This window comes from Bradyrhizobium yuanmingense (assembly GCF_900094575.1).
Lineage (GTDB): Bacteria > Pseudomonadota > Alphaproteobacteria > Rhizobiales > Xanthobacteraceae > Bradyrhizobium > Bradyrhizobium yuanmingense.
Genome location: NZ_FMAE01000001.1, coordinates 194,029 through 215,006, shown reverse-complemented (window position 1 = coordinate 215,006; position 20,978 = coordinate 194,029). Strand labels below are relative to the sequence as shown.

Here is a 20,978-nt window from a genome sequence, read left to right as displayed (position 1 = left end):
TTCGGAGTGCGCAGCAGTGCGTGGATGGCCGGGTCAAGCCTGGCCATGACGGAGGAGAGAGCTCGGCAAGCTGCCCTCAAAAATTCACCCGGTTCGAGATGGCGCCATCCACGACCAGATTCGATCCCGTGGTGAACCCCGACACCGGGCTCGCCAGAAACACCGCCGCGCTCGCGATCTCCTGCGGCGTCGCCATGCGGCCGGTCGGGTTGCGCTTCATCGCGTCCTGGTACCGCTCCGGCATGTTCTTCTCGATCATCTCCCAGACGCCGCCCTTGAAATAGACGGTGCCGGGCGAGACCACGTTGATCCGGATCTTCTTCTTCGCGTATTGCCGCGCCAGTCCCTTGGCCATGTGGATCAGTGCGGCCTTGATCGGGCCGTAGGAGCTGGCCGTGTCCGCCTGCGCCGCGGAGATCGACGAGATGATCACGAAAGCCGCACCGCCGCTGCCGGCGCCGCTTGTCTCGAGGAATGGCCGGGCGGCGTCGAAGGCATGCACGGCGCCGAGCAGGTCGAGGCGGAAATTCTGCTCCCAGGACGCCGGATCGTGCCCTTGCGCCATTGCGCCGGCATTGGAGAATAGCAGGTCGATGCCGCCGAGCTCTTTTGCTGCAGCCTCGATCCAGCTTTTGAGCGCCGCGCCGTCGGTGACGTCGACCGCGCCGCCGGTGGCGCGGATGCCGCTCGCCTTCAACTCCCCGACGGTGGCCGCAACCTGATCGGCGTTGCGCGCGCACACCGCGACATTGGCACCTTCGCCGGCCAGCGTCGCCGCAATCGCCCGCCCGATGCCGCGCGTGCCGCCGAGCACGACGGCGTTCTTGCCTTTGAGACCGAGATCCATTGTTGCTCCTTTTTGTTGGTCGCGGGGACTGTAGCTGTTTCGAGCGACGCCCAGAAGCCTCCATGTCGTCATTGCGAGCGCAGCGAAGCAATCCAGAAATGCATCCGCGGAAGGATCCTGGATTGCTTCGTCGCAAGGGCTCCTCGCAATGACGCGGAGAGACTTCACTCCGGCGCCGCTCCCACCGGTGGGCCGCCGGGCGGGCGGTGCAGAAAGGTCAACGAGGCATAGGCGCCGGCCCAGGAGCCGATTGCGGCAAAGGCAACGTAGAAGACGTTCTCGGTGTAGCTGATCACGGCGTAAGAGGAGAGCAGGTACCAGACCGCGCTCCAGTTCGCCGCCGGGATGCGCTTGCGCGCGATCACGGCCGAGGTGAACATGACATAGACGGCGTCGGTGGCCGCCGTCGCGATGAACACGGCACCTGCGATGAGGGGATCGATGGCGGCCATTGCAATCCTTTCTGCGATCATGACACGGTCGCGAAAAGTACAGCAAATGAGCGGGGAGAGAAGCAGCCATGCAAAGCCCCGCCGGCATTCTGGCTGCGGAATCTCGGTTGGCTCGAGGGCGGATTGAATACCCCGGATGTTACGGGAGAGGCCGTACATTCTGCGTTCATAGAGCACATGCAATCTGGCTTCGGCACGTTGAAGGCGGTGCAGCATTCCGTTTGGCTGTCGAAGACGCCGGCGCAATGGAGTCGTCCGGCGATGCTGCTCGGCAGTCATCCGGCACAATGGCCGGGCCGAAGCTGACATGAAGCTGACATGTCGCAAAATTTTAACGCAGACGGAAAGGGCCGACGCGTTTTTTAGGTTGTTTGAAATCCCAATTCGGCACTATTAGCGCGACCGATGCGGCAATCATTTGCCGAGATCGTCGCAGACACGACCGGGCCCCATGGCAGTTGAGATTACCAAGCGATTGCACGTGATTGCAAAACAACGGGTGATCGCATCCGTAGTCTTACTAGCTGTCGCCGGCGCCGGTGTCGGAGCGTACGGCTTGTTCTCTTCGGGCCCGAAGGCAAAGAAGCACTCCGAGATCTCCAGCCAGTCGCGCAGGAACGCGCAAACCTTCACGCCGACACCGTCCGAATGGGCGACGCTGACGATTGAACCGGTCGCCGCCAGGAGCTTCCGGGCCGAGTATGTCACCGAGGGTAAGGTCGCGGTCGACGAGGATCGTTCGACGCCGGTGTTCTCGCCCTATGCAGGCCGTGTCACCAAGCTGCTCGCCAAGCCCGGCGAGACGCTGAAGCAAGGTCAACCGCTGTTTACGATCGAGGCCGCCGACACCGTGCAGGCCCAGAACGATTTCATCGCGGCGATGACCTCGCAGAACAAGGCGAAGTCGGCGCTCGAGCTTTCCGACATCCAGTTCAAGCGCGCCAAGGACCTCTACGAGGGCCATGCCATTCCGCTCAAGGATTACCAGCAGGCGGAAGCGGCCCAGGTGCAGGCGCAAAACGACATGCGCTCCTCGGTGGCGGCGCTGGAAGCCGCGCGCAACAAGCTGCGCATCCTCGGCTTCACCGACGAGGCCATCAAGACGTTCCAGGAAAAGGGCGTCATCGATCGGGAGATCACGATCTACTCGCCGATCTCCGGCACGGTCGTGCAACGCAAGATCGGCCCGGGGCAATACGTCAATTCCGGCGCTAGCGATCCGGTCTTCGTGGTCGGCGACCTCTCCACGGTCTGGCTCACCGCCTTCGTGCGCGAGAGCGATGCGGCCGCGGTGTGCATCGGGCAGGACATCACCGTCAATGTGATGGCGCTGCCGGGCCGTCCGTTCAGCGCCAAGATCAACTACGTTGCTGCCGCGATCGACCCCGCCACCCGCCGCCTGCAGGTCCGCGCCACGATCGACAACAAGGACGGGCTGCTCAAGCCGGAAATGTTCGCGAACGTCACGATCTATTCGGCCGGCGACCGCGCCGCGCCGGCGGTGCCGAAGCATGCGCTGATCTACGAGGCCGACAAGGTCCGCCTCTGGGTCGCGCGCGAGGACAAGTCGGTCGAGCTGCGCCAGATCAAGATCGGTCTCATCAACGGCAACCTCGTCGAGGTCACCAGCAATCTGAAACCCGGCGAGCAGATCGTCACCAAAGGCAGTTTGTTCATCGACCGCGCGGCGTCCGGCAGCTGATCGACGACCCAAGAAAATTGAAGACCTGAATGGATCGTCTCGTTGCCCTTGCCGTCAACCGGCGTTTCCTGATGGTCGGCATGTTCGTCGCCGTGCTGATCGGCGGCTTGATCGCGTTCAACCGGCTCAACATCGAAGCCTATCCCGATCCGACTCCGCCGATGGTCGACATCGTGACGCAGAGCCCGGGCCTGTCGGCGGAAGAGATCGAGCGCTACATCACGATCCCGATCGAGACCCAGGTTGCCGGTCTGAAGAACGTCACGACCATCCGTACCATCTCGCTCTACGGCCTCTCCGACGTCAAGATCCAGTTCTCCTTCGCCTACACCTATGACGAGGCGTTGCAGCAGGTCTTGAACCGCCTGGCTCAGCTTGCGCCGCTGCCCGGCAACGTGCAGCCGCAGATCTCGCCGCTCAGCCCGATCGGCGAGATATTCCGCTACCGTCTCGTCGGGCCGCCGAACTACAGCGTGCTCGACCTCAAGACCATTCAGGACTGGATCCTGCAGCGCCGCTTCCGCGCCGTGCCGGGAGTCATCGACGTCACCGGCTGGGGCGGCAAGAGCAAGACCTACGAGATCCAGGTCGACTTCAACAAGCTGGTCGCTAACGGGTTGACGTTGCCGCAACTGCTGCAGGCGGTCGGCAATTCCAACGTCAATGTCGGCGGTAACACCGTTGATATCGGCCAGCAATCGGCGGTGGTGCGCGGCGTCGGCCTGATCCGCTCGATCGACGACCTCGCCAACACCATGGTGGCGCAGACCGGCGGCAATCCGGTGCTGGTGAAGGACGTCGCCACCGTCACCGTCGGTCAGAAGCCACGTCTCGGCATTGCCGGCCTCGACGATTCCGACGACATCGTGCAGGGCATCGTCCTGATGCGGCGCGGCGAGCAGAGCTCGCCGACCATCAGGCGCGTCCACGAGCTCGTTCAATCCATCAACAACTCCAGCATCCTGCCGCCCGGCGTGCGCATCGAGCGCATCTACGACCGCGGCGACCTGATCGAGCTCACCACCCACACCGTGCTGCACAACATGGTGGTGGGCATCCTGCTGATCGTGCTGTTGCAGTGGATCTTCCTCGGCGATCTCCGCAGCGCGCTGATCGTCGGCGCCACCATCCCGTTCGCGCTGTTTTTCGCGGTCATCATCCTGGTGCTGCGCGGGGAATCGGCCAACCTCCTGTCGGTCGGTGCGATCGATTTCGGTCTCATTGTCGATGCCACCGTGATCATGGTGGAGGCGATCTTCCGCCGCCTGACGCAAACGACACCGATGTCGGAATCAGAGCATATGTCGCCCGAGACGCTGTTCGGCATGAAGAGCCATGCCATCCTCAGCGCGGCCGCCGACGTCTCCCGATCGATCTTCTTTGCCGCGGCGATCATCATCGCGGCGTTCCTGCCGCTGTTCACACTCTCGGGCGTCGAGGGCAACATCTTCGGACCGATGGCGCGGACCTATGCCTATGCGCTGGCCGGCGGCCTGCTTGCCACCTTCACCGTGACTCCCGCGCTGTCCGCGATCATCCTGCCGACGCATGTCGAGGAGACCGAGACGAAGGTGATGCTGATCCTGCACCGGCTCTACATGCCTGTGCTGAACTGGGCGGTCGCTAACCGCAACATCGTCCTCGGCGCCGCGGTCGGTCTGGTGTTGATGACGGTCGCGCTCGCCCGGCTGCTCGGCCTCGAATTCCTGCCGAAGCTGGAGGAGGGCAACCTCTGGATCCGCGCCACGCTGCCGCCGACCATCTCGCTTCAGGAAGGCAACAGCTACGTCAATGAGATGCGCAAGGTGATCCGCGCCCGGCCCGAGGTCGAATCCGTCGTCTCGCAACACGGCCGTCCCGACGACGGTACCGACGCCGCCGGCTTCTTCAACGCCGAGTTCTTCGCGCCGCTGAAGCCCGTGAGCCAGTGGCCCGGTACCCGCGACAAGGAAGAGCTGACCGCGCAGCTGCTCAAGCAGCTCGACGATCGCTTCCCCGGCGTCGAGTTCAACTTCTCGCAATATCTCCAGGACAACGTCTCCGAAGCCGTCTCCGGCGTGAAGGGCGAGAACTCGATCAAGCTGTTCGGCAGCGACCTTCAGGCGCTCACCGACACCGCCAACAAGATCAAGCAGGTGCTGTCGACCGTGCAGGGCGTCACCGACCTTGCGGTGTTCACCTCGCTGGGCCAGCCGACCGTTCAGATCGACATCGACCGCGCCAAGGCGGCGCGCTACGGCCTTGCACCGGGCGACATCAACGCGACCATCAAGGTCGCGATCGGCGGCGACACCGCCGGCGACCTCTATGAGCCCGGGAGCGACCGCCACTTCCCGATCATCGTGCGCCTCGCGCCGGAATACCGCCGCAGCGCCGAGGCGATCCAGAATTTGCGGATCGGTGCGCCTGGGCCGAACGGCTCCGTCACGCAGATCCCCTTAAGCGAGGTCGCGACCATCAGCCTCGTCTCGGGTGCGGCCTACATCTATCGCGAGCAGCAGGAGCGTTATCTGCCGATCAAGTTCTCGGTGCGCGAACGCGATCTCGGCAGCGCGATCCGCGAGGCGCAGGACAAAATCGCCGCGCAGGTGCAGCTGCCGCCGGGCTCGCACATGGAATGGGTCGGCGAGTTCGGCAACCTCCAGGACGCGATCCGGCGGCTCTCGATCGTGGTGCCGATCTCGCTGGCGCTGATCGGCGTGCTGCTCTGGTTTAATTTCGGCTCGATGACCGACACACTGCTCGCGATGAGCGTGATTCCGATGGCGATCTTCGGCGGCGTGCTCGGCCTCTTGATCTCGGGCACCGCGTTCAGCGTCTCCGCGGCGATCGGCTTCATCGCGCTGTTCGGCATCGCGGTGATGGACGGCATCATCATCCTGTCGCAGTTCAACCAGCTGATCGAAGAGGGCATGGACCGCATGAGCGCGGTGGTGCGCACCGGCGAGCTGCAGCTCCGGCCCGTGCTGATGACCTGTGTGGTCGCGGGCGTCGGCCTCCTGCCGGCAGCGCTGTCGGAAGGCATCGGCTCGCAGGTGCAGAAGCCGCTCGCGGTTGTCGTCGTCACCGGCATGATGCTGGCGCCGGTCGTGATCCTGGTGACCTTGCCGGTGCTGATCTCCTTCTTCTCCCGCCGCGCGCGCTGACCGTCAGAACCCGTAGAGCCGCGCCGGATTGTCGACCAGGATCTTCTTGCGCACCTCGGCATCCGGCGCCCACACCGGAAGTTGGTTGAGCAGGCGACCGTCGTCGATCTGATAGAGCGGCGCGATGTCGGTGGGCTTGCGGCCCTCGACGCGGCTCGAATCCGGATGCGGCCAGTCGGTGCCCCAGACGATGCGGTCCGCATTGGCCGCGATCAGCGCGCGGGCATAGGGCACCATGTCCTGATAGTCGGGCGCCAGCTTCGACGAGCGATAGGCGCCCGAGATCTTCACATAGGCCTTGCCGGACTTCACCAGCGCGACGAGGTCGGAGAAGCCCGGCTGCTCCAGCCCGAGCGAAGCGTGAAGGCCGCCGAAATGGTCGAACACGACCGGCACCGGCGCCGTCTCGACGAGGTCCTTGATCGCGGAGATCATGGCCAGCGTGGTGTAGAGCTGCACGTGCCAGCCGCGCGCCTTCATGCGCTCGACGGCGGCGGAGAAGCGCGGCCGGCCGACATTGGGGTCGTTGACGCCGCCGGTCGCCAGATTGAGGCGGATGCCGCGGAAGCCGTCCTGGTGCATCGTATCGAGCGCGCTCTCCGGCGTCTTGTCGTCGATTACGGCGACGCCGCGCGCGGTCTCGCCGCGCGCCTTCATGCCGAACAGTGTGGAGGAATTGTCGGTGCCGTAGACGCTCGGCGTCACGATCACCACGCGCTCGATATGCAGCGCCTTGTGCAGCGCCGCCATTTCTTCCGGCGAAGCCGGCTCCGGCGTATAGACGCGGCCCGTGAAGAACGGAAACTTTTCGACATCGCCATGAATGTGGGTGTGGCAGTCGCAGGCATGCGCCGGCACATCGAAATTGATCGGCGTCGCAGGCTGCGCCGCGCGGGCATGGGCTTTGCTGGTCATGGCTACTCCGGCCGCAAGGGAGGCAAGCAGGACGCTGCGTCGGCTGAGCACGGTTTCTCTCCCGGTTTGTTTTTTTATCGGCGAGTGGGAGGAGAATATCACATCAACCGGGCAACCGCTCCGCTTCGCTGCATAGCTGCTCGACAAGCTCCGCAAGCGGACGTGAGCCGTCCACGCGCACGACCGGGCAGGGCAGGCCCGAGAGCCACGCTTCGTGCTTGGCGAGACTGCGGCCTTCGCGATCGCCGGCTTCGTAATGGGAGGCCCATTCGACGAAGTCTTCGGTCTCGCCATGGCGCCAGCCGCCCGGCGCGACGGCATCAGCGCCGAAATGGGCGGCCTCGCGGGCGCGCAGTCGCATCATCCGGATCTCGCGCGGCACGCTCACGAAGACGACCAGGTCGAAGTACGAAACGAGCTCTTCGCCCCAGCCGGTGACGGACCCGCTCAGCACCCAGTCGAGACGCGGCAAGAACATCTCGTGCATCAGGCGCAGGCGGTCGGCGGCCGGGCGGGTCGTCCGAAAGGGCGGCACGGTGGGCAGCCAGAAATAGTCGTCGCTGTCGTGATGCGGCAGCGCAAGCTGCCCGGCGAGCGCACGACCGATCGTGGTCACGCCGCAGCCCGAGGCTCCCATCAGATGGATGCGGCGGCTTTTCATCGGCCTCCACCAGAGAGATTTGAGGCTACTGCCCCGACGGCGTGCGCAGGCCGTGCCAAGCGTCGCGGACCTGGTGGTAGTGCACCTCGGGCAGATAATCCGGCGTGTTCAGGTTAAGCGTCTTGACGTCGAGATGGCCGATGGCGCTGAGCAGCGTGTAGGAGGCGATCACGCGGTCGCGTTGCGCGCCGATCAGGCGGGCCTTGGCCTGGATCAGGTCGGCCTGCGAGTTCAAGACGTCCACCGTCGTGCGCTGGCCGCCGGCGGCCTCGCGCTGCACGCCCTGCAGCGCGACGGTGGCCGCCTTCACCTCGGACTCCGAGGCCGAGACCGTGATCTTGGCGCCTTCGTTGGCAACCCAGGCGCTGACCGCCGCCGTCCGCGCTTGATTGCGCACCTGGTCGAGCACGAGCCGGCTCTGCGCCGTGATCTCCTTGGCCTGCCGGGTCTGCGCCGCGGCCTGGCCGCCGTCGTAGATCGGCGCGGTGACATTGGCGACGATCGAAGCCTGGTCCTCGGCGAGGGTGCTGAGCGCCGGGTCGTTGTTGCGGCTTTTGCTGGCGCTGCCCTGGATCGTCGCGCTCGGCAGCAGCGTCCCTTCGGCGATGCGGATGTTGGTGGAGGCGACATCGACGTCGAAGCTGGCGGCCATCACCGCCGGATGCTGGCGGATCGCCATCGTCATGGCATCCTCGCGGCTCTTCGGCAGATAGCGGTCGACGGCCTCGGCAGGCCTGAGCTGCGAGGGCGCATTGCCGATCACCTGCGCATAGGTGGCCTGGCTGACCGCAAGCGCGACCTCGGCCGCGTTGAGATCGGCAAGGCCACGATTGAGGCGGGCCTCGGCCTGCGCGGTGTCGGTCGGCGTGACGTCGCCGGCATTGAGCCTGCGCTGGGTGACGGAGAGCGTCTCGCGCAGGAAGGCGACGTTGGAGCGCTGCGCCTCGACCAGCGACTGGTTGGCGAGAACATTGGTGTAGGCGGTGACCGCATCGAGCAGCACGCCCTGGCCGACATTGCGGAGCGCTTCGCGGCCCGACTGCACCTGGAGCTCGGCGGCCCGCACGCCGTTGGCGGTGCGGAAGCCGTTGAACAGGCTCTGCGTCACGGTGACGCCGATGATCCAGGGCTTCAGATTGCCGGTCTGGATGGTGTTGTCCGGCAACAGATTGCGCACCGATTGCAGGCCGGCGCTGAGGCTCGCCACGATCTGCGGCCGGTAGCCGGCCAGCGCCTGCGGCACGTTCTCGTCGGTGGCGCGCTGGCGCGCACGCTCGGCATTGAGCTGCGGATTGGTCTGATACGCTTTTGCCAAGGCGTCCGGCAGTGCTTCGGCCCATGCCGCGGAGGGAAGGGCGCACGAGAACGCCAGCGTGGTCCATGTCGCAAGCGCATGACCCGCGCTCGATCGACGTCGCGTCACCCCGCGACCAGCTCTGGCGGTACGCCCAATCATGTAATCTCGCTTAACCCCGGCTGTCCGCCCCCGCCGACGATGGCCTCTTAACTGTTTAGCCAGCCGAGGTCCCGCAGGCAAACTGCCGCGGGCAAAACTCCCATGTATTCCGTGCTTGTTGCAGGCGCGTCACAGGCTGTGCGCGGGAAAGCGCCAGAGCCTTACACCGGCCTGACCGGCTCGTGCGCTACCGGTTCTTGTTCACAGGCTTGCGCTTCTCGATGAACGCCGCCATGCCCTCCGAGCGGTCCTCGAGCGCGAAGGTCGAATGGAACAGGTTGCGTTCGACGCTCATGCCTTCGGAGAGCGTGGTCTCGAAGGCGCGGTTCACCGCTTCCTTGGCCATCGCGGCCGCAGGGCGCGACATCGCGGCGATCTTCTCGGCGGCCGCCATGACCTCGTCCATCAGCTTGTCGGCGGGTACGATACGGCTGACCAGGCCGGAGCGCTCGGCTTCGGCGGCGTCCATCATCCGGCCGGTGAGGCAGAGGTCCATGGCCTTGGACTTGCCGATCGCGCGCGTCAACCGCTGGGTGCCGCCGATGCCGGGAATGGTGCCGAGCGTGATCTCGGGCTGGCCGAACTTCGCGGTGTCGGCGGCGATGATGAAATCGCACATCATGGCGAGCTCGCAGCCGCCGCCGAGCGCGTAGCCGGCGACCGCGGCGATGGTTGGCTTGCGACAGCGCGCGATGCGGTCGCCCCCGATCGCGGCGAAATCCTCGGAGAACATGTCGATGAAGCCCTTGGGCTGCATCTCCTTGATGTCGGCGCCGGCGGCAAAGGCCTTCTCGTTGCCGGTCACGACGATGCAGCCGATGGCGTCATCGGCCTCGAGATCGTCGACCGCAGCTGCGATCTCGCGGAAGACGCCGAACGAGAGCGCGTTGAGCATCTTCGGCCGGTTCAGCTTGACGATGCCGACCGCGCCGACGCTCTCGACGATGATGTGTTCGAACGTGCTCATGCTCCACCCACGCTTTCGATTGAGCGGGCAATGTGCCCGCTGGCGCGGATGCCTTCAAGGGGGCCGGACGCGGGACGCGCGCGGGGTCGCGTCCCGGCGGAACCGGCCATCAGGCCATGAACATGCGCGCGGCGGAGGCCAGGGTCAGCAATGTGCCGACGCCGATGAAGATCTTGCCGATCAGGGAGCTCTGGTCCCAGGCCGAGCTCTGCTGGCTGCTGGCCATCACCGGCGCCGGCCGCGGCTGCGCCTCGGTTGCGGCGATCACCGCCTTCTGCGGCGGCGGGGTCTCCTGCAAGGCCCGATCGATGTCGTTGAGTTGATCGGGCGCGACGACCTGGCTTTGAGGGTTCTCGGTGCTGGTATTATCGGCGGCTGCCTGGACGTTGTCGTTGGCGCGGTTCGTCATCGCGGAGGCTGCCGCGGCAGTCGGCGTGTCGGCGGCGAGCTGCGCATTGGCGTTGGCGACCTCCGGAGCCAGCTGGCTCGAGGCCGGGACCTGACTGTCGGCCTTGTCGTTCTTGGCTTCGTCGGGCTTGGCCGCCGTGTCCTTCTTGTCGGCCTTGTCCTCGGATTTCTGCCCCGTCTTCCTGCTATCGGTGCGGCGCGAGTCTTGGCGCCGGTGCTTGGCCGTATCGGCCCCTTTGTCGGCGCTCTCCGATTTGTTGCCCGCGGCCGAGTTCGGCGCCGCCTGTGCGAGGCCCCCGGATAGCAAGACAAGCCCGGCCAAAACGATCAGGGCCGCGCGCGCGCTGGTTTTCATCATGTCGACGATCTCCCCAATTCCGCCCGTCCCGGCAGCGAACAGAGACCCCGGGGCGTGACGACAGCGGGGCAGAAAATGGGAATCTTCGGGCTACACCGGGCAAAAACGCGGCAGACCCCTCCCGCAGCCGCCCGCCCGATGCAGGACGCACCGATCGGTGTTAAGAGCCGTCGCAGATGTTTGCGGCCGCATCGGTCGCGCGGCCCGGATCTTGATCACGAATTCGTGATATGTTTGGCGCCCGCGTAACAAATTGAAAGAGCGGCCGAATTGCATGGTGAGGGGCGCGCGTGCGCGGACGTGAGGACGAGTGGACCGGCCTGATGCGGTCGGCCATGGCTGGCGATGATGCGGCGTATCATCGTCTGTTGAAGGCAGTCGCGCCGGTGCTGCGGGCCGCCGCGAGGCGTGGCTTGGCGCGGGCGGGTCAGCCGCCCGACCAGGCCGAGGATATCGTGCAGGAGATTCTGTTGGCGGTACATCTGAAGCGGCATACCTGGGACAGCGAAGCCCCCTTCGCGCCCTGGCTGTTTGCGATCGGCCGCAACAAGCTGATCGATGCGCTCCGGCGGCGCGGCAGGCGCGTGTTCGTCAACATCGACGATTTCGCCGAGACGCTGCCGGGCGAGGCGCCGCAGGACACCGCTTCAGCCGGCGAGGTCGCCGCCCAGCTCGGAACCCTGCCGCAGCGTCAGCGCGACGTGCTGCAATCGATCGCGGTCGAGGCCGCCTCGATCAAGGATACGGCGGCAAGGTTGTCGATGAGCGAGGGTGCGGTCCGGGTCGCGCTGCATCGCGGACTTGCGGCGCTGACCGCCAAATTGCGGGACCATTGATCATGGACACCGATCAACTCATTCGCTCGCTCGCCGCCGACAATCCGCATCGCGCGCCCCGCGTCGGCGCCGTGCTGAGCATGGCGCTGCTGGTGGCTGCGCCGCTGTCGATCCTGATCTTTGTGACGTTCTTCGGCGTGCGCGCCGACGTCATGAGCGCCATGCGCAACCCGTTCTTCGACATGAAGTTCGCGGTGACGTTGTCGCTCGCGATCCCCGCCATCATCGTCAGCCTTCATTTGTCGCGTCCCGAAGCCCTGCTGCGCGGCTGGGGCTGGCTGCTGCTGCTTCCCGTCGGGCTGCTCGCCGTGGCGATTGGCAGCGAGGCGATGATGGCGCCGGCGATGCCGATGACGATGCGCCTGGTGGGTAAGAACTCCAGGGTCTGCATGGTCGCGATCCCCGCAATGGCGCTGCCGCTGCTTGCGGGGGCGCTGTTCGGCCTGCGCCACGGCGCGCCGTCTAGTCCCGCGCTCGCCGGAGCGCTCGCAGGGCTGGTGTCGGCGGGACTTGCGGCGACCCTCTATGCCTCGCACTGCACCGACGATTCCCCGCTGTTCGTCGCGACCTGGTACACGCTCGCAACCGCGCTGGTGACGGCGATCGGCGCGGCGGTCGGATCGAGGGTCTTGCGGTATTAAGGCATGATCCGGAAAAGTGCGAAGCGGTTTTCCGGAAAGATCATGCGCAACCAACAACCTAAAGCGCGATGACGATCCATCGAAATCTCATCGCGCTTTAGTCGCGCCGGCTTCATGCCGCCGGCGTCGCGTGCAACTGCATGCGGTGGAAGCGCAGCGCCTGTTGCGCGGTCGATGGGCGCAGCGCCTCATAGGTGTCGCGCAGCTTCAGCATGTCGGTCTGCGACCCGCCGGAGAGCTTCTCGCGCAAGGCGATGATGGCGCGCACGCTCGACCATTGCATGCCCGCGGCCTTGGCGAGGATCATCACGCCTTCGGTGCGGCTCTCGATCATCATGGTCTCGGCGGTCTCGACCGCGATCCCTGCGAGTGCGGCCAGCGCCGCGTTCGTCTCGTCGAACTTGCCCTGCTCGGCGAAGGTGGCGACCTGGAGCTCGTTGAGGCGGCCGTCCTCGTGCAGCGACTTCACCAGCGCGCGAGCCATCTCCGTCTGTTTCGTCCTGGCGACGGCGCGAACCCGTTGGGCCGCTTCCTCGACGGCCCTCGACACCTCGTCCGCGAGCTTGGGATGCGCAGCCGCGAGCTTCGTGCGCACGCTCGAGGATGCCTTGGCGACCAGCCTCAGATAGTGATGGCGCGGCAGGTCGGGCCGCAGGCCGATGCAGCCGGCGAGGTCGTCGTCGCGCTCGGCGCGGACGACGAGGTCGGCGAGACACTCCTCCGAGAACCGCGCGCCCGGATTGCCGACCGTCGACTGCACCACGTCCTCATTGCCCCGCGCCACCAGCACGTCGGTCAGCGCTTCCGACAGCGTCCGCCGCAGCGAGATCGCCTTGAGATGCGCCTGGCTCCTGGTGCGCGCAATCTCGACCAATGTTGCCTCATCCAGCCGCTCCGACTTCGACAGCACGGGGCCGGAGACCTCGATCACCTCGTCGAGCGCGAGCGTGCGGATGATCTGCGGCGGCGCAGCTGCGATCGGCGCGAGCCGCTCGGCGAGCAGCGCCTTGGCCGACGTCTCGATCTGCTCGATCAGGCACTGGAACACGTCGTCGAACACGCGGATATGGTCGTCGGAATAGTCGACCGCGTTGCCCACGAAGAGATCGGTGACGCGGCGGAGCGTCTCCAACCGGCGCGCGACGGTGCCGTGCGAGAGGGCGGCCTGCAATTCCTCGAGCAGGCTTTCGGATGGTCTTGCGGAATTGGATCTCATTGCTCTGTCCTGGAGCGGTCGGCCCGGCAGCGGCTTCCGTCGCACCGGAGGAAAATGGATCGGTCAGCTCGTTGCAATGCAGTTGCGCCCTCGCGCCTTGGCGGAATAGAGCGCGCTGTCGGCGCGCGCGAGAAACGTGTCGGCAGTATCGACGTCGCGCAGCGTCACGACGCCCGCGGAAATGGTCACCCGCATGCTGGGGGAGAACGCGCCCCAGTCGAGATCGGCGACGATGCCGCGCAGGCGCTCGAGCGTGCGGAGCGCGACGTCGCCCGACGTATCCGGCAGCAGCAGCAGGAATTCCTCGCCGCCGTAGCGGCCGAAACTGTCGGCCGGGCGGATGTTGGCGAAAATGGTGATCGCGAAGGTGCGCAGCACCTCATCGCCAATGGGATGGCCGTAAGCGTCGTTGATGCGCTTGAACCAGTCGAGATCGATCAGCGCGATCGCGAAGGGCGTGGATGCCCGCCGCGACTTTTCGATCTCGGTGTCGAGAAGCCGCATGATGCAGCGGCGGTTGTAGGAGCCGGTGAGCTCGTCGAGCTCGGCCAGTTCCTCGATGCGTCGATAGGCGGCCTTCAATTCGATGCTGCGCTTGTACAGGATCTTGCGTAACGTGGCGCCGAACAGGCCGAGGAAGGCGCACTGCCCGATCACCAGCACGAAGCAGAGCATCGAGGCGGTCCGCTGCAGCCGGGTCGCGACCGGCAGTCCGATCGGCAGGTCCGATCCCAGGAAAACCACGGTGAGCCCGCAGGTGGCGAGGCCCCAGGTGAGCATGGCCTGGCTCGACGTCATCCGCAGCGTGCCGAACGCGAAGATCAGAAACAATACGGCAAGGAACGCGACCCCGATGGTGGGCACCGCGAGCAGGAACACCAGTTGCAGCGCCATATGCAGCGAGATCTGATAGACGGTGAGGTAATGATCGTCGAAACGGTCGCCGAAACCGGCCTCCGACAGCACCGTGAAAGTCCCGATGATCAGAAGGCCGCCGAGCCAGAACAGCGTCGGAACGGCCATGGAGACCGCGCCGTCATAGGCGCAGAGCAGCAGGACCGCGCCGCCCAGCGAGTAGCTCGCGACCTGGCCGATATACATCTGGCGACGCTGCCAGACGCGGCGCGCCCTGACCTCGGGCGCCGTCGTCTCGGGCGCAAGGACGAGATCCGCGACCTCTGCGGCATTCCTCTCTGGAAAGGACGTCGCGGCCGTACCCATGGTCCCGCCAATGGTGGATGTCAGCGTAAAAACCTACGTGGCAAGCCTTTAGGTTTGGTATCCTTTGAAATCGAATCCGAACCGTGCAGCAGGGAACAAGGCGATCGTCTAGCGTGAGAATTTTACCGATGATCACGCATCGTGTGCGCTGCGGTCGAGCCGAAGCGAGGCTTGGCGCGACAAAGGTGGTGCGGGGCTACTATGGAACCGGATGAGGCCGGGCTGCCTATGTCCGGGCAGGCATTCCGCAGGGAATATCGCAGTATTATGGTACCGATTCGGATGAGCGACGCTGACCACCACGGGTGGGACAAGAAAAATGCCCGGATGTGGGGTAGCTCACACAAGCCCCCGTATGACTGCGGTAGGTTCAACAATTTTGCCCCCCACATCGAACCGGCCACCGCATCGACCCGACCAACCTTGCGAGACGGCCATTGAGCGCGACACAGGCGGCTTCAGACGAGATCCTGATCGCCAGGATCGCTCAAGGTGACCGGCTCGCCATGCAGGTGCTGTACGGGCGGCACCATGTCAGGGTTTACCGGTTCGGGCTGAGGCTCGTGCGGGACGAGCAGGCGGCGGAAGACCTCATCAGCGAGGTGTTTCTCGACGTCTGGCGTCAAGCGGGCAAATTCGAGGGCCGATCTGCCGTTTCCACCTGGCTGCTGGCAATCACCCGATTCAAGGCCCTGTCTGCGCTCCGGCGCAGGAAGGATTTCGAGCTGGACGAAGACGCCGCCAACGCGATCGAGGATACGTCCGACGATCCGGAAACGGTGGTGCAGAAGAAGGATACCAGTGAGGCGTTGCGGGAGTGTCTGACGGGCCTCTCGCCGGATCATCGGGAAATCGTCGATCTCGTCTACTACCACGAGAAGTCCGTGGAAGAGGTGGCCGAAATCGTCGGGATACCAGAGAACACTGTGAAGACGCGCTTGTTCTATGCGCGCAAGAAACTGGCCGAACTGCTGAAGGCAGCCGGCGTCGAGCGAGGCTGGCCATGATGGCTTTGAGCAAGAAGATGCTGGAGCAAGAGCCCAGTGAAATTGAACTGCTGCTGCCCTGGCACGCTGCCGGCACGCTGAACGCGCGCGATGCGCGCCGTGTCGAGGAAGCGCTGGCGCGCGATCCGGACCTGGCGAAGCAATATGCGGCGATCCGCGGCGAGTACGAAGAGACCATTCATCTGAACGAGAGCCTGGGCGCTCCGTCGGCGCGCGCGATGCAGAAGCTGTTCGCCGCGATCGATGCCGAGCCGGCGAGGGCGAGCGGCTCGCTGCCGCTGTCGGCGCGTATCTCGACCTTCTTCGCGAGCTTGTCGCCGCGCACGCTGGCGTGGTCGGCGAGCCTCGGTGCCGTCGCGCTCGTGCTGCAGGCCGGCATCATCGGCGCCGTGCTGATGAAGAACCAGCCGGCGACCTTCCAAACCGCTTCGCTCTCGACCAGCGCACCGATCACGCGCGAGCTTGGTAGCGCCGCCGCGCCGGCGCGCGCGCTGGTGCGCTTCACCCCTGAGGCGCGCGTCGCCGACATCACCGCGCTGCTCGACAGCTACCAGGCTTCGATCATCGGCGATGCCAAGGGCGGCATGTTCCGCCTCCAGTTCGACAAGGCGATGGGCCAGGACGAACTCGCTTCGCTGCTCGGCAGGATGCAGCGCGAGAAGTTCGTCAACCTCGCCGTCGCGGCGCCCTAGGCGCGCCGCCGAGCCAATGACGGGCAAATCCGAGAGCAGGGTGCGCACTGGGGCCCGCGCTTCATCCGTCGGCGTTGCGCTTCTGGTCGCCTTCTGTTTCGGCGTGGAGCTTGCGCAGGCGCAGGCGATCATGCGCACGCCGACGATCAGCGTTCCCTCGCGCACGCCGACCGTCTCTCCAAACATCACCCCGCGGGTCAGCCCGAACATCGCTGCGCGCGCGGTGAGCGTTGGCCGCGGCCCGCGGACGATGGCGAGCATTCCCACGACGTCGCGCATCCGGCCGACGACGCCGGTGCTGCCCCATGCGCGTTACTCGCCGAATCTCTATCCGGCCTGCACCGCAGCCTATCGCAGTGCCGACGGCGAATGTCTGGCGCAGCCGAACGCGGGCGGCGAGGGCACCGGAAAATCCGGCAAGAAGAGCGCCGGCAAAGGGCGTGGGAACAACACGCCGGTGGTGCTGACCTCGCGCAGCTTCGCAGGCGAATTCGTCGCCGAGATCGACGGCGCGCTGTCGACGGCCGAGGCCGACGAGCTGGCGCGTCGCCACGGCCTGACCCGCCTCGCTTCCGAGAATTTCCCGCTGATCGGAGCCACGTTCGGCCTGTTCCGCATCGCCGACGGCCGGCCCTATGAGACCGTGCGGCGCGAATTCGCGGCCGACGGCAGCGTGCGCTCGCTGCAGCCGAACTTCCGCTACGTGCTCCAGGACCAGAAATCGTCGGCCGCCACCGAGGGCGATCCTGCGCAATACGCGCTGGCAAAGCTGCGCCTGCCGCAGGCGCATACGTTGGCGCATGGGGCCAACGTCACGATCGCGGTAATCGATTCCGGCATCGACGCCCGGCATCCCGAGCTCGCCAATTCCATCGCCGACAATTTCGACGCGCTCGGCAGTGCCGAAGGGCCGCACGTCCATGGCACCGGCATCGCCGGGGCGATCGCGGCCCATGCCCGTCTGATGGGCAGCGCACCCGAGGCCCGCATCATCGCCATCCGCGCCTTCGGCGGTGCCAATGGCGGTGCAGAGAGCTCGTCCTATATCATCCTGCGTTCCCTGAATTACGCCGCCGAGCACGGCGCGCAGATCGTCAACATGAGCTTTGCCGGTCCGAAGGACGCGGTGATCGAGCGCGCGATCGCGGCGACGGCCGCGCGTGGTCTCATTCTGATCGCCGCCGCCGGCAATGCCGGGGCGAAATCGCCGCCGCTGTATCCGGCGGCCAACCCCAACGTGATTGCGGTCAGTGCGACGGATCGGCAGGACAGGCTGTTCTCCGCCTCCAACCGCGGCAACTACATCGCCGTCGCGGCCCCCGGCGTCGACATCTTCCTGCCGGCACCCGACGGCAAATACCAGGTGACGTCGGGAACCTCGTTCTCGGCCGCCTATGTCTCAGGCGTCGCGGCGCTGCTGCTCGAGCGCAACCACACACTCAAGCCGGAAGCGCTGCGCATGACGCTGGTCAAGACCGCACGCGACCTCGGCTCTCCCGGGCGCGACGACCTCTTCGGCGACGGCCAGGCCGACGCGTTTGCCGCCGTCATGGCTGTTCCTGCCGACAGCGCGACGCCGGTCGCTGCTGCCCCCGGTACAACAAAACGTGAAGATGCTCCGAAGCGTCGCGAGGAGCCCGGCGCACGCGCGATCGAGCAAACCTCGCTGTCGAGCGCGGAGGATAAATCCGCGGTTTCTCAGGCAGATAGGCCGCCGGCGCGATAGTCGCTGCGACAACTTTACGCTCACGCCAAAGGGTAAAAAATCAAACCGCGCATTTGAACGTTCAGCCCGCTGCCCCGACCAACTGATGTGGGAGCGGTCATCCCTCCCCATCAGTCATATCAGGCGCGAGCGCCCATCCACCCCAAGCGCCCATATGGCTCGACCCGTCCGGTTGTCCCCCCGGACGGGTCTCTTCTTTTCAGAGCGTTTTCGAGCGAAGTGGGTGCCGGTTCGCGTGAAGAAAACGCGTCAAGACAAGATTCTGGCGTCCGATTTTTCGAAGCTTCGCATCCGTTCAGCTTGCAGTTGAAGGTCGCCGTGGCTTCGGTCGCCGTCGCGAGCGAGTCCCGCCGCAACTCCGTCATGCTTGTGCGAAGCTTGACTCGAAAACACGGAAAATCACCGCACGACTACGGTGTTTGACGACGAATGCCGCGTCGTTGCTGGACAAGTCAAAACTTTTCCACAAAATATTCATGTCGCGTCTAAATTGATTCGTGTGCGTTGCGTCCCCCGCGTCCGTGTTTTCTCCTGACGGGCTGGTTCATGACACATCGCCAAGAATTTGCTCGCGAAGAGTTCGTTCGCGACGCGGCCGGCAGCCGCCAAATCGCGGCACGCTGGTGCGCTCTCGCCGAGCAGCGCCTGCAACATCTCTCCGAGATGTTTGAGACCGGCCGCTGGCGCCGCTATCATTCCGAGATCGCCTTCCTCGAAAACATCCAGGAAGCCAAGCGCGCCGTCCAGACTTGGCGCGCCCTTGCGACGGGGGCGGACGTCGCCGAGGCGGCTGCGAGCGTGACGCCGGCATTCGGTTGGTCGCCGGCGACGATGCCTCGCATGGCGCCGCGCGAGCAGCAGGCGCAAACGATGCAGCCCAAGGCCGTTCACATCGCTCCCGAGACCGTCATGCCGGTGAGGCTCGATCCGAAGCCCGACGTGCTCGCGGAGATCACCGAAGCCCCGATCGCGCCGCTTGCTATGCCCGTAGCTTGGCCGTCGTTCACCGCGCCTGCCGAGATGCCGCCGCTGAGGGCACCCGCTGCGAAGGCACCGTTCACTGCGCCTGCCGAGAGATCGCCGCTCGCGGAGCCGGCCGCAACACGGCCATTCGCCGCGCCGGAAGTGAGGCCGCCGGTGCCTGCCGCGAAGCCGCCGAAGACCGCGCCTGCAGCAATGGCGGCGCTCCTGCCGCAGTTCGCCCCGCCCGCCGAGGAAATCGTCGCCGCCCCCGAGCGCGTCGTCGAATTCACTTTCAGCCTCGACGGCCTGGAAGCGAAGTACCCGCTGCTGCGGAACGCCTTCTAGCGCCGCACCGCATTGCCGCCGACCACCAGCTGCGCAAAACGTTGTGCGCCGTCGGCGGATAGATCCGACGTCACCGCGCGGGCGTGATCGAGGCCGACCACGGCGCCGCGCGGCGTCTCGGAGATCATGTTGTTGTTGACGAGCGCGGTGCCGGCGCCCGGCAGCACGGAGACGCCGACGCCGGCCAGCGCCTTGCGGATCACGTTGCCCGTGATCGCGACGTCGCGCAGATATCTGCCCCAGCCGGCGACGATGCCGTAGGACGGTGCGTTCTCGATCACGTTGCCGGTCACCGAAGAATCCGCCTCGATGTAGATGCCGACGCCGGCATCATCGTCGGGCGCGGTGCCGATCGGCCGCTTCGGGATCAGGTTGCGGATGATGTTGCCCTGGACCACCGCGATGCGGCCGCCCTCGTTGAAATTGCAGACCGAGACGCCGACGGCCGCGCCGTCCACGATGTTGTTGGCGATCACCGCGGCCTCGAACGCGAACTCGGAATAGAGCGCGACCTCGCGCACGTCGCTGACGCTGTTGCCACTGATGTGGATGTTCGAAGCCGAGTTGCCGCGCACCGCCGAATAGTCGCAATTCCTGATACGGTTGCCGCGCACGATCACGTTGCTGGCGCGAAAGGCGTTGATGGCATTGCCGAACTGGCCCGAGCCGCCGGGGCCGGCCTTGATGTTCTCGATGCGGTTGTCGGCGACCAGCGTGCCGTCATCGCCGATCGCGGTGCGCAGGATCTCGATCCCGTTGTCGTTGGTGCCGAGAATCGTGTTGCGGCAGACGCTGAGGCCCCTGGCGTCGAACGACACGACCGCTGTCACCGCGATGTCGGTGAAGATATTGCCGGAAATGTCGCCCGCGACCTGCTCGAGCCAGATGCCGCTGCCGCCCGAGCTCGTGATAGCGCATTCGCTGATGCGCACGTCGCGCCCGCCGAGGGCGTGGATCAGGCCGCGCCGTGTCGGCAGCGGGATGCCGCCGCCGTCGAAGGTGATGCCGGTGAGGCCGATCGCATCGGAGCCGTCGCTCTGGATCGCCGAGGCGCCGCCGGTGAAGACGAGCTTGGTCGCGCCGCGCACGCCAATCAGCTGCGCGCCGTTTGGCAGCCGCAACAGACCGGTCCGGTACACGCCGGGTGGCAAGGCGAGCGGCAATTGCGCCCGCGCGGCATCGTCGATGGCACGCTGCAGCGCGCGGGTCTGGTCCTCGCTGCTGCCGGGCCGCACACCATATTGCGTGGCATCGCGGCCGAGCAGCGACGTCAGCGGTGCGGCGCGCGCGGCATCGGCCGGCATGGCCAGCGCACCGGCAATGCCCGCGGTCGAAGCCCCGATGAGATGACGGCGATTGAGGTTCATGACGCGTCCTCCGGCGGACGCGGGAGGTGTCCGCAGCGGTTTCGTAGCGCAG

The 20,978-nt window shown here is 65.8% G+C and carries 18 protein-coding genes and 1 pseudogene; 9 read left to right on the top strand and 10 right to left on the bottom strand.

The genetic code is table 11. The features are described 5' to 3' along the window. Positions 1–76: 76 nt before the first annotated feature. Positions 77–847: an SDR family NAD(P)-dependent oxidoreductase gene (locus GA0061099_RS00975; RefSeq protein WP_036023120.1), complete on the bottom strand. Its 771-nt coding sequence runs from the start codon at positions 845–847 to the stop codon at positions 77–79. A gap of 164 nt (positions 848–1,011) precedes the next feature. After that, a complete protein-coding gene (locus GA0061099_RS00970; RefSeq protein ID WP_036006055.1) occupies positions 1,012–1,299 on the bottom strand; it encodes a hypothetical protein in 288 nt (95 codons plus the stop codon). A gap of 90 nt (positions 1,300–1,389) precedes the next feature. Between GA0061099_RS00970 and GA0061099_RS41990 the strand changes: the two are divergent. From GA0061099_RS41990 to GA0061099_RS00955, 3 genes and pseudogenes are all read left to right on the top strand, one after another. Beyond that, a pseudogene (locus GA0061099_RS41990) lies at positions 1,390–1,605 on the top strand (CoA transferase); the annotation flags it as partial. Positions 1,606–1,750: 145 nt separating this feature from the next. Further along, complete coding sequence (locus GA0061099_RS00960) at positions 1,751–3,001, top strand: efflux RND transporter periplasmic adaptor subunit (RefSeq protein WP_036023122.1); 1,251 nt, start codon at positions 1,751–1,753, stop codon at positions 2,999–3,001. A 29-nt stretch (positions 3,002–3,030) separates the two neighbouring features. After that, positions 3,031–6,147, top strand: a complete 3,117-nt coding sequence (locus GA0061099_RS00955) for an efflux RND transporter permease subunit (protein ID WP_036023123.1) — start codon at positions 3,031–3,033, stop codon at positions 6,145–6,147. Between the two features lie 3 nt (positions 6,148–6,150). On the opposite strand, the gene GA0061099_RS00950 is transcribed toward GA0061099_RS00955, so the two are convergent. From GA0061099_RS00950 to GA0061099_RS00930, 5 genes are all read right to left on the bottom strand, one after another. Further along, a complete protein-coding gene (locus tag GA0061099_RS00950) occupies positions 6,151–7,113 on the bottom strand; it encodes an amidohydrolase family protein (protein WP_036023125.1) in 963 nt (320 codons plus the stop codon). Positions 7,114–7,165: 52 nt separating this feature from the next. Next, complete coding sequence (locus tag GA0061099_RS00945) at positions 7,166–7,723, bottom strand: P-loop NTPase family protein (protein ID WP_036023127.1); 558 nt, start codon at positions 7,721–7,723, stop codon at positions 7,166–7,168. 25 nt (positions 7,724–7,748) lie between these two features. After that, positions 7,749–9,179, bottom strand: coding sequence for a TolC family outer membrane protein (locus GA0061099_RS00940; RefSeq protein WP_085972056.1), 1,431 nt, complete (start codon positions 9,177–9,179; stop codon positions 7,749–7,751). A gap of 187 nt (positions 9,180–9,366) precedes the next feature. Further along, positions 9,367–10,146 carry an enoyl-CoA hydratase gene (locus GA0061099_RS00935; RefSeq protein WP_036006037.1) on the bottom strand — a complete coding sequence of 260 codons (780 nt, stop codon included), beginning with the start codon at positions 10,144–10,146 and terminating at the stop codon, positions 9,367–9,369. A gap of 109 nt (positions 10,147–10,255) precedes the next feature. Next, positions 10,256–10,912, bottom strand: a complete 657-nt coding sequence (locus GA0061099_RS00930) for a hypothetical protein (RefSeq protein WP_036023130.1) — start codon at positions 10,910–10,912, stop codon at positions 10,256–10,258. Between the two features lie 290 nt (positions 10,913–11,202). Between GA0061099_RS00930 and GA0061099_RS00925 the strand changes: the two genes are divergently transcribed. Both GA0061099_RS00925 and GA0061099_RS00920 read left to right on the top strand, forming a co-directional pair. Further along, positions 11,203–11,748: a sigma-70 family RNA polymerase sigma factor gene (locus tag GA0061099_RS00925; RefSeq protein ID WP_036006032.1), complete on the top strand. Its 546-nt coding sequence runs from the start codon at positions 11,203–11,205 to the stop codon at positions 11,746–11,748. 2 nt (positions 11,749–11,750) lie between these two features. Next, the gene (locus GA0061099_RS00920) at positions 11,751–12,389 is read left to right on the top strand and encodes an NrsF family protein (protein WP_036023131.1); all 639 of its coding nucleotides are present in this window, start codon (positions 11,751–11,753) and stop codon (positions 12,387–12,389) included. Positions 12,390–12,501: 112 nt separating this feature from the next. Here GA0061099_RS00920 and GA0061099_RS00915 read toward each other — a convergent pair whose 3' ends face one another. Beyond that, positions 12,502–13,605 (bottom strand): DUF2336 domain-containing protein, encoded by a 1,104-nt coding sequence (locus tag GA0061099_RS00915; protein WP_036023133.1) that lies wholly within the window; start codon positions 13,603–13,605, stop codon positions 12,502–12,504. Between the two features lie 63 nt (positions 13,606–13,668). Further along, complete coding sequence (locus GA0061099_RS00910; RefSeq protein WP_036023134.1) at positions 13,669–14,826, bottom strand: GGDEF domain-containing protein; 1,158 nt, start codon at positions 14,824–14,826, stop codon at positions 13,669–13,671. Between the two features lie 437 nt (positions 14,827–15,263). Here GA0061099_RS00910 and GA0061099_RS00905 point away from each other — a divergent pair, with 437 nt between their 5' ends. From GA0061099_RS00905 to GA0061099_RS00890, 4 genes are all read left to right on the top strand, one after another. Then, complete coding sequence (locus tag GA0061099_RS00905; RefSeq protein ID WP_036006024.1) at positions 15,264–15,833, top strand: sigma-70 family RNA polymerase sigma factor; 570 nt, start codon at positions 15,264–15,266, stop codon at positions 15,831–15,833. Beyond that, positions 15,830–16,525 carry a hypothetical protein gene (locus tag GA0061099_RS00900; RefSeq protein WP_036023136.1) on the top strand — a complete coding sequence of 232 codons (696 nt, stop codon included), beginning with the start codon at positions 15,830–15,832 and terminating at the stop codon, positions 16,523–16,525. The genes GA0061099_RS00905 and GA0061099_RS00900 overlap by 4 nt, the downstream gene beginning before the upstream one ends. 16 nt (positions 16,526–16,541) lie before the next feature. After that, on the top strand, positions 16,542–18,251 hold the full coding sequence (locus tag GA0061099_RS00895) for a S8 family serine peptidase (RefSeq protein ID WP_036023137.1): 1,710 nt from the start codon (positions 16,542–16,544) through the stop codon (positions 18,249–18,251). 546 nt (positions 18,252–18,797) lie between these two features. Beyond that, a complete protein-coding gene (locus GA0061099_RS00890) occupies positions 18,798–19,559 on the top strand; it encodes a TIGR03809 family protein (protein WP_050995884.1) in 762 nt (253 codons plus the stop codon). Here GA0061099_RS00890 and GA0061099_RS00885 read toward each other — a convergent pair. Then, on the bottom strand, positions 19,556–20,926 hold the full coding sequence (locus tag GA0061099_RS00885) for a TIGR03808 family TAT-translocated repetitive protein (RefSeq protein ID WP_036023139.1): 1,371 nt from the start codon (positions 20,924–20,926) through the stop codon (positions 19,556–19,558). The genes GA0061099_RS00890 and GA0061099_RS00885 overlap by 4 nt on opposite strands. Positions 20,927–20,978: the final 52 nt, after the last annotated feature.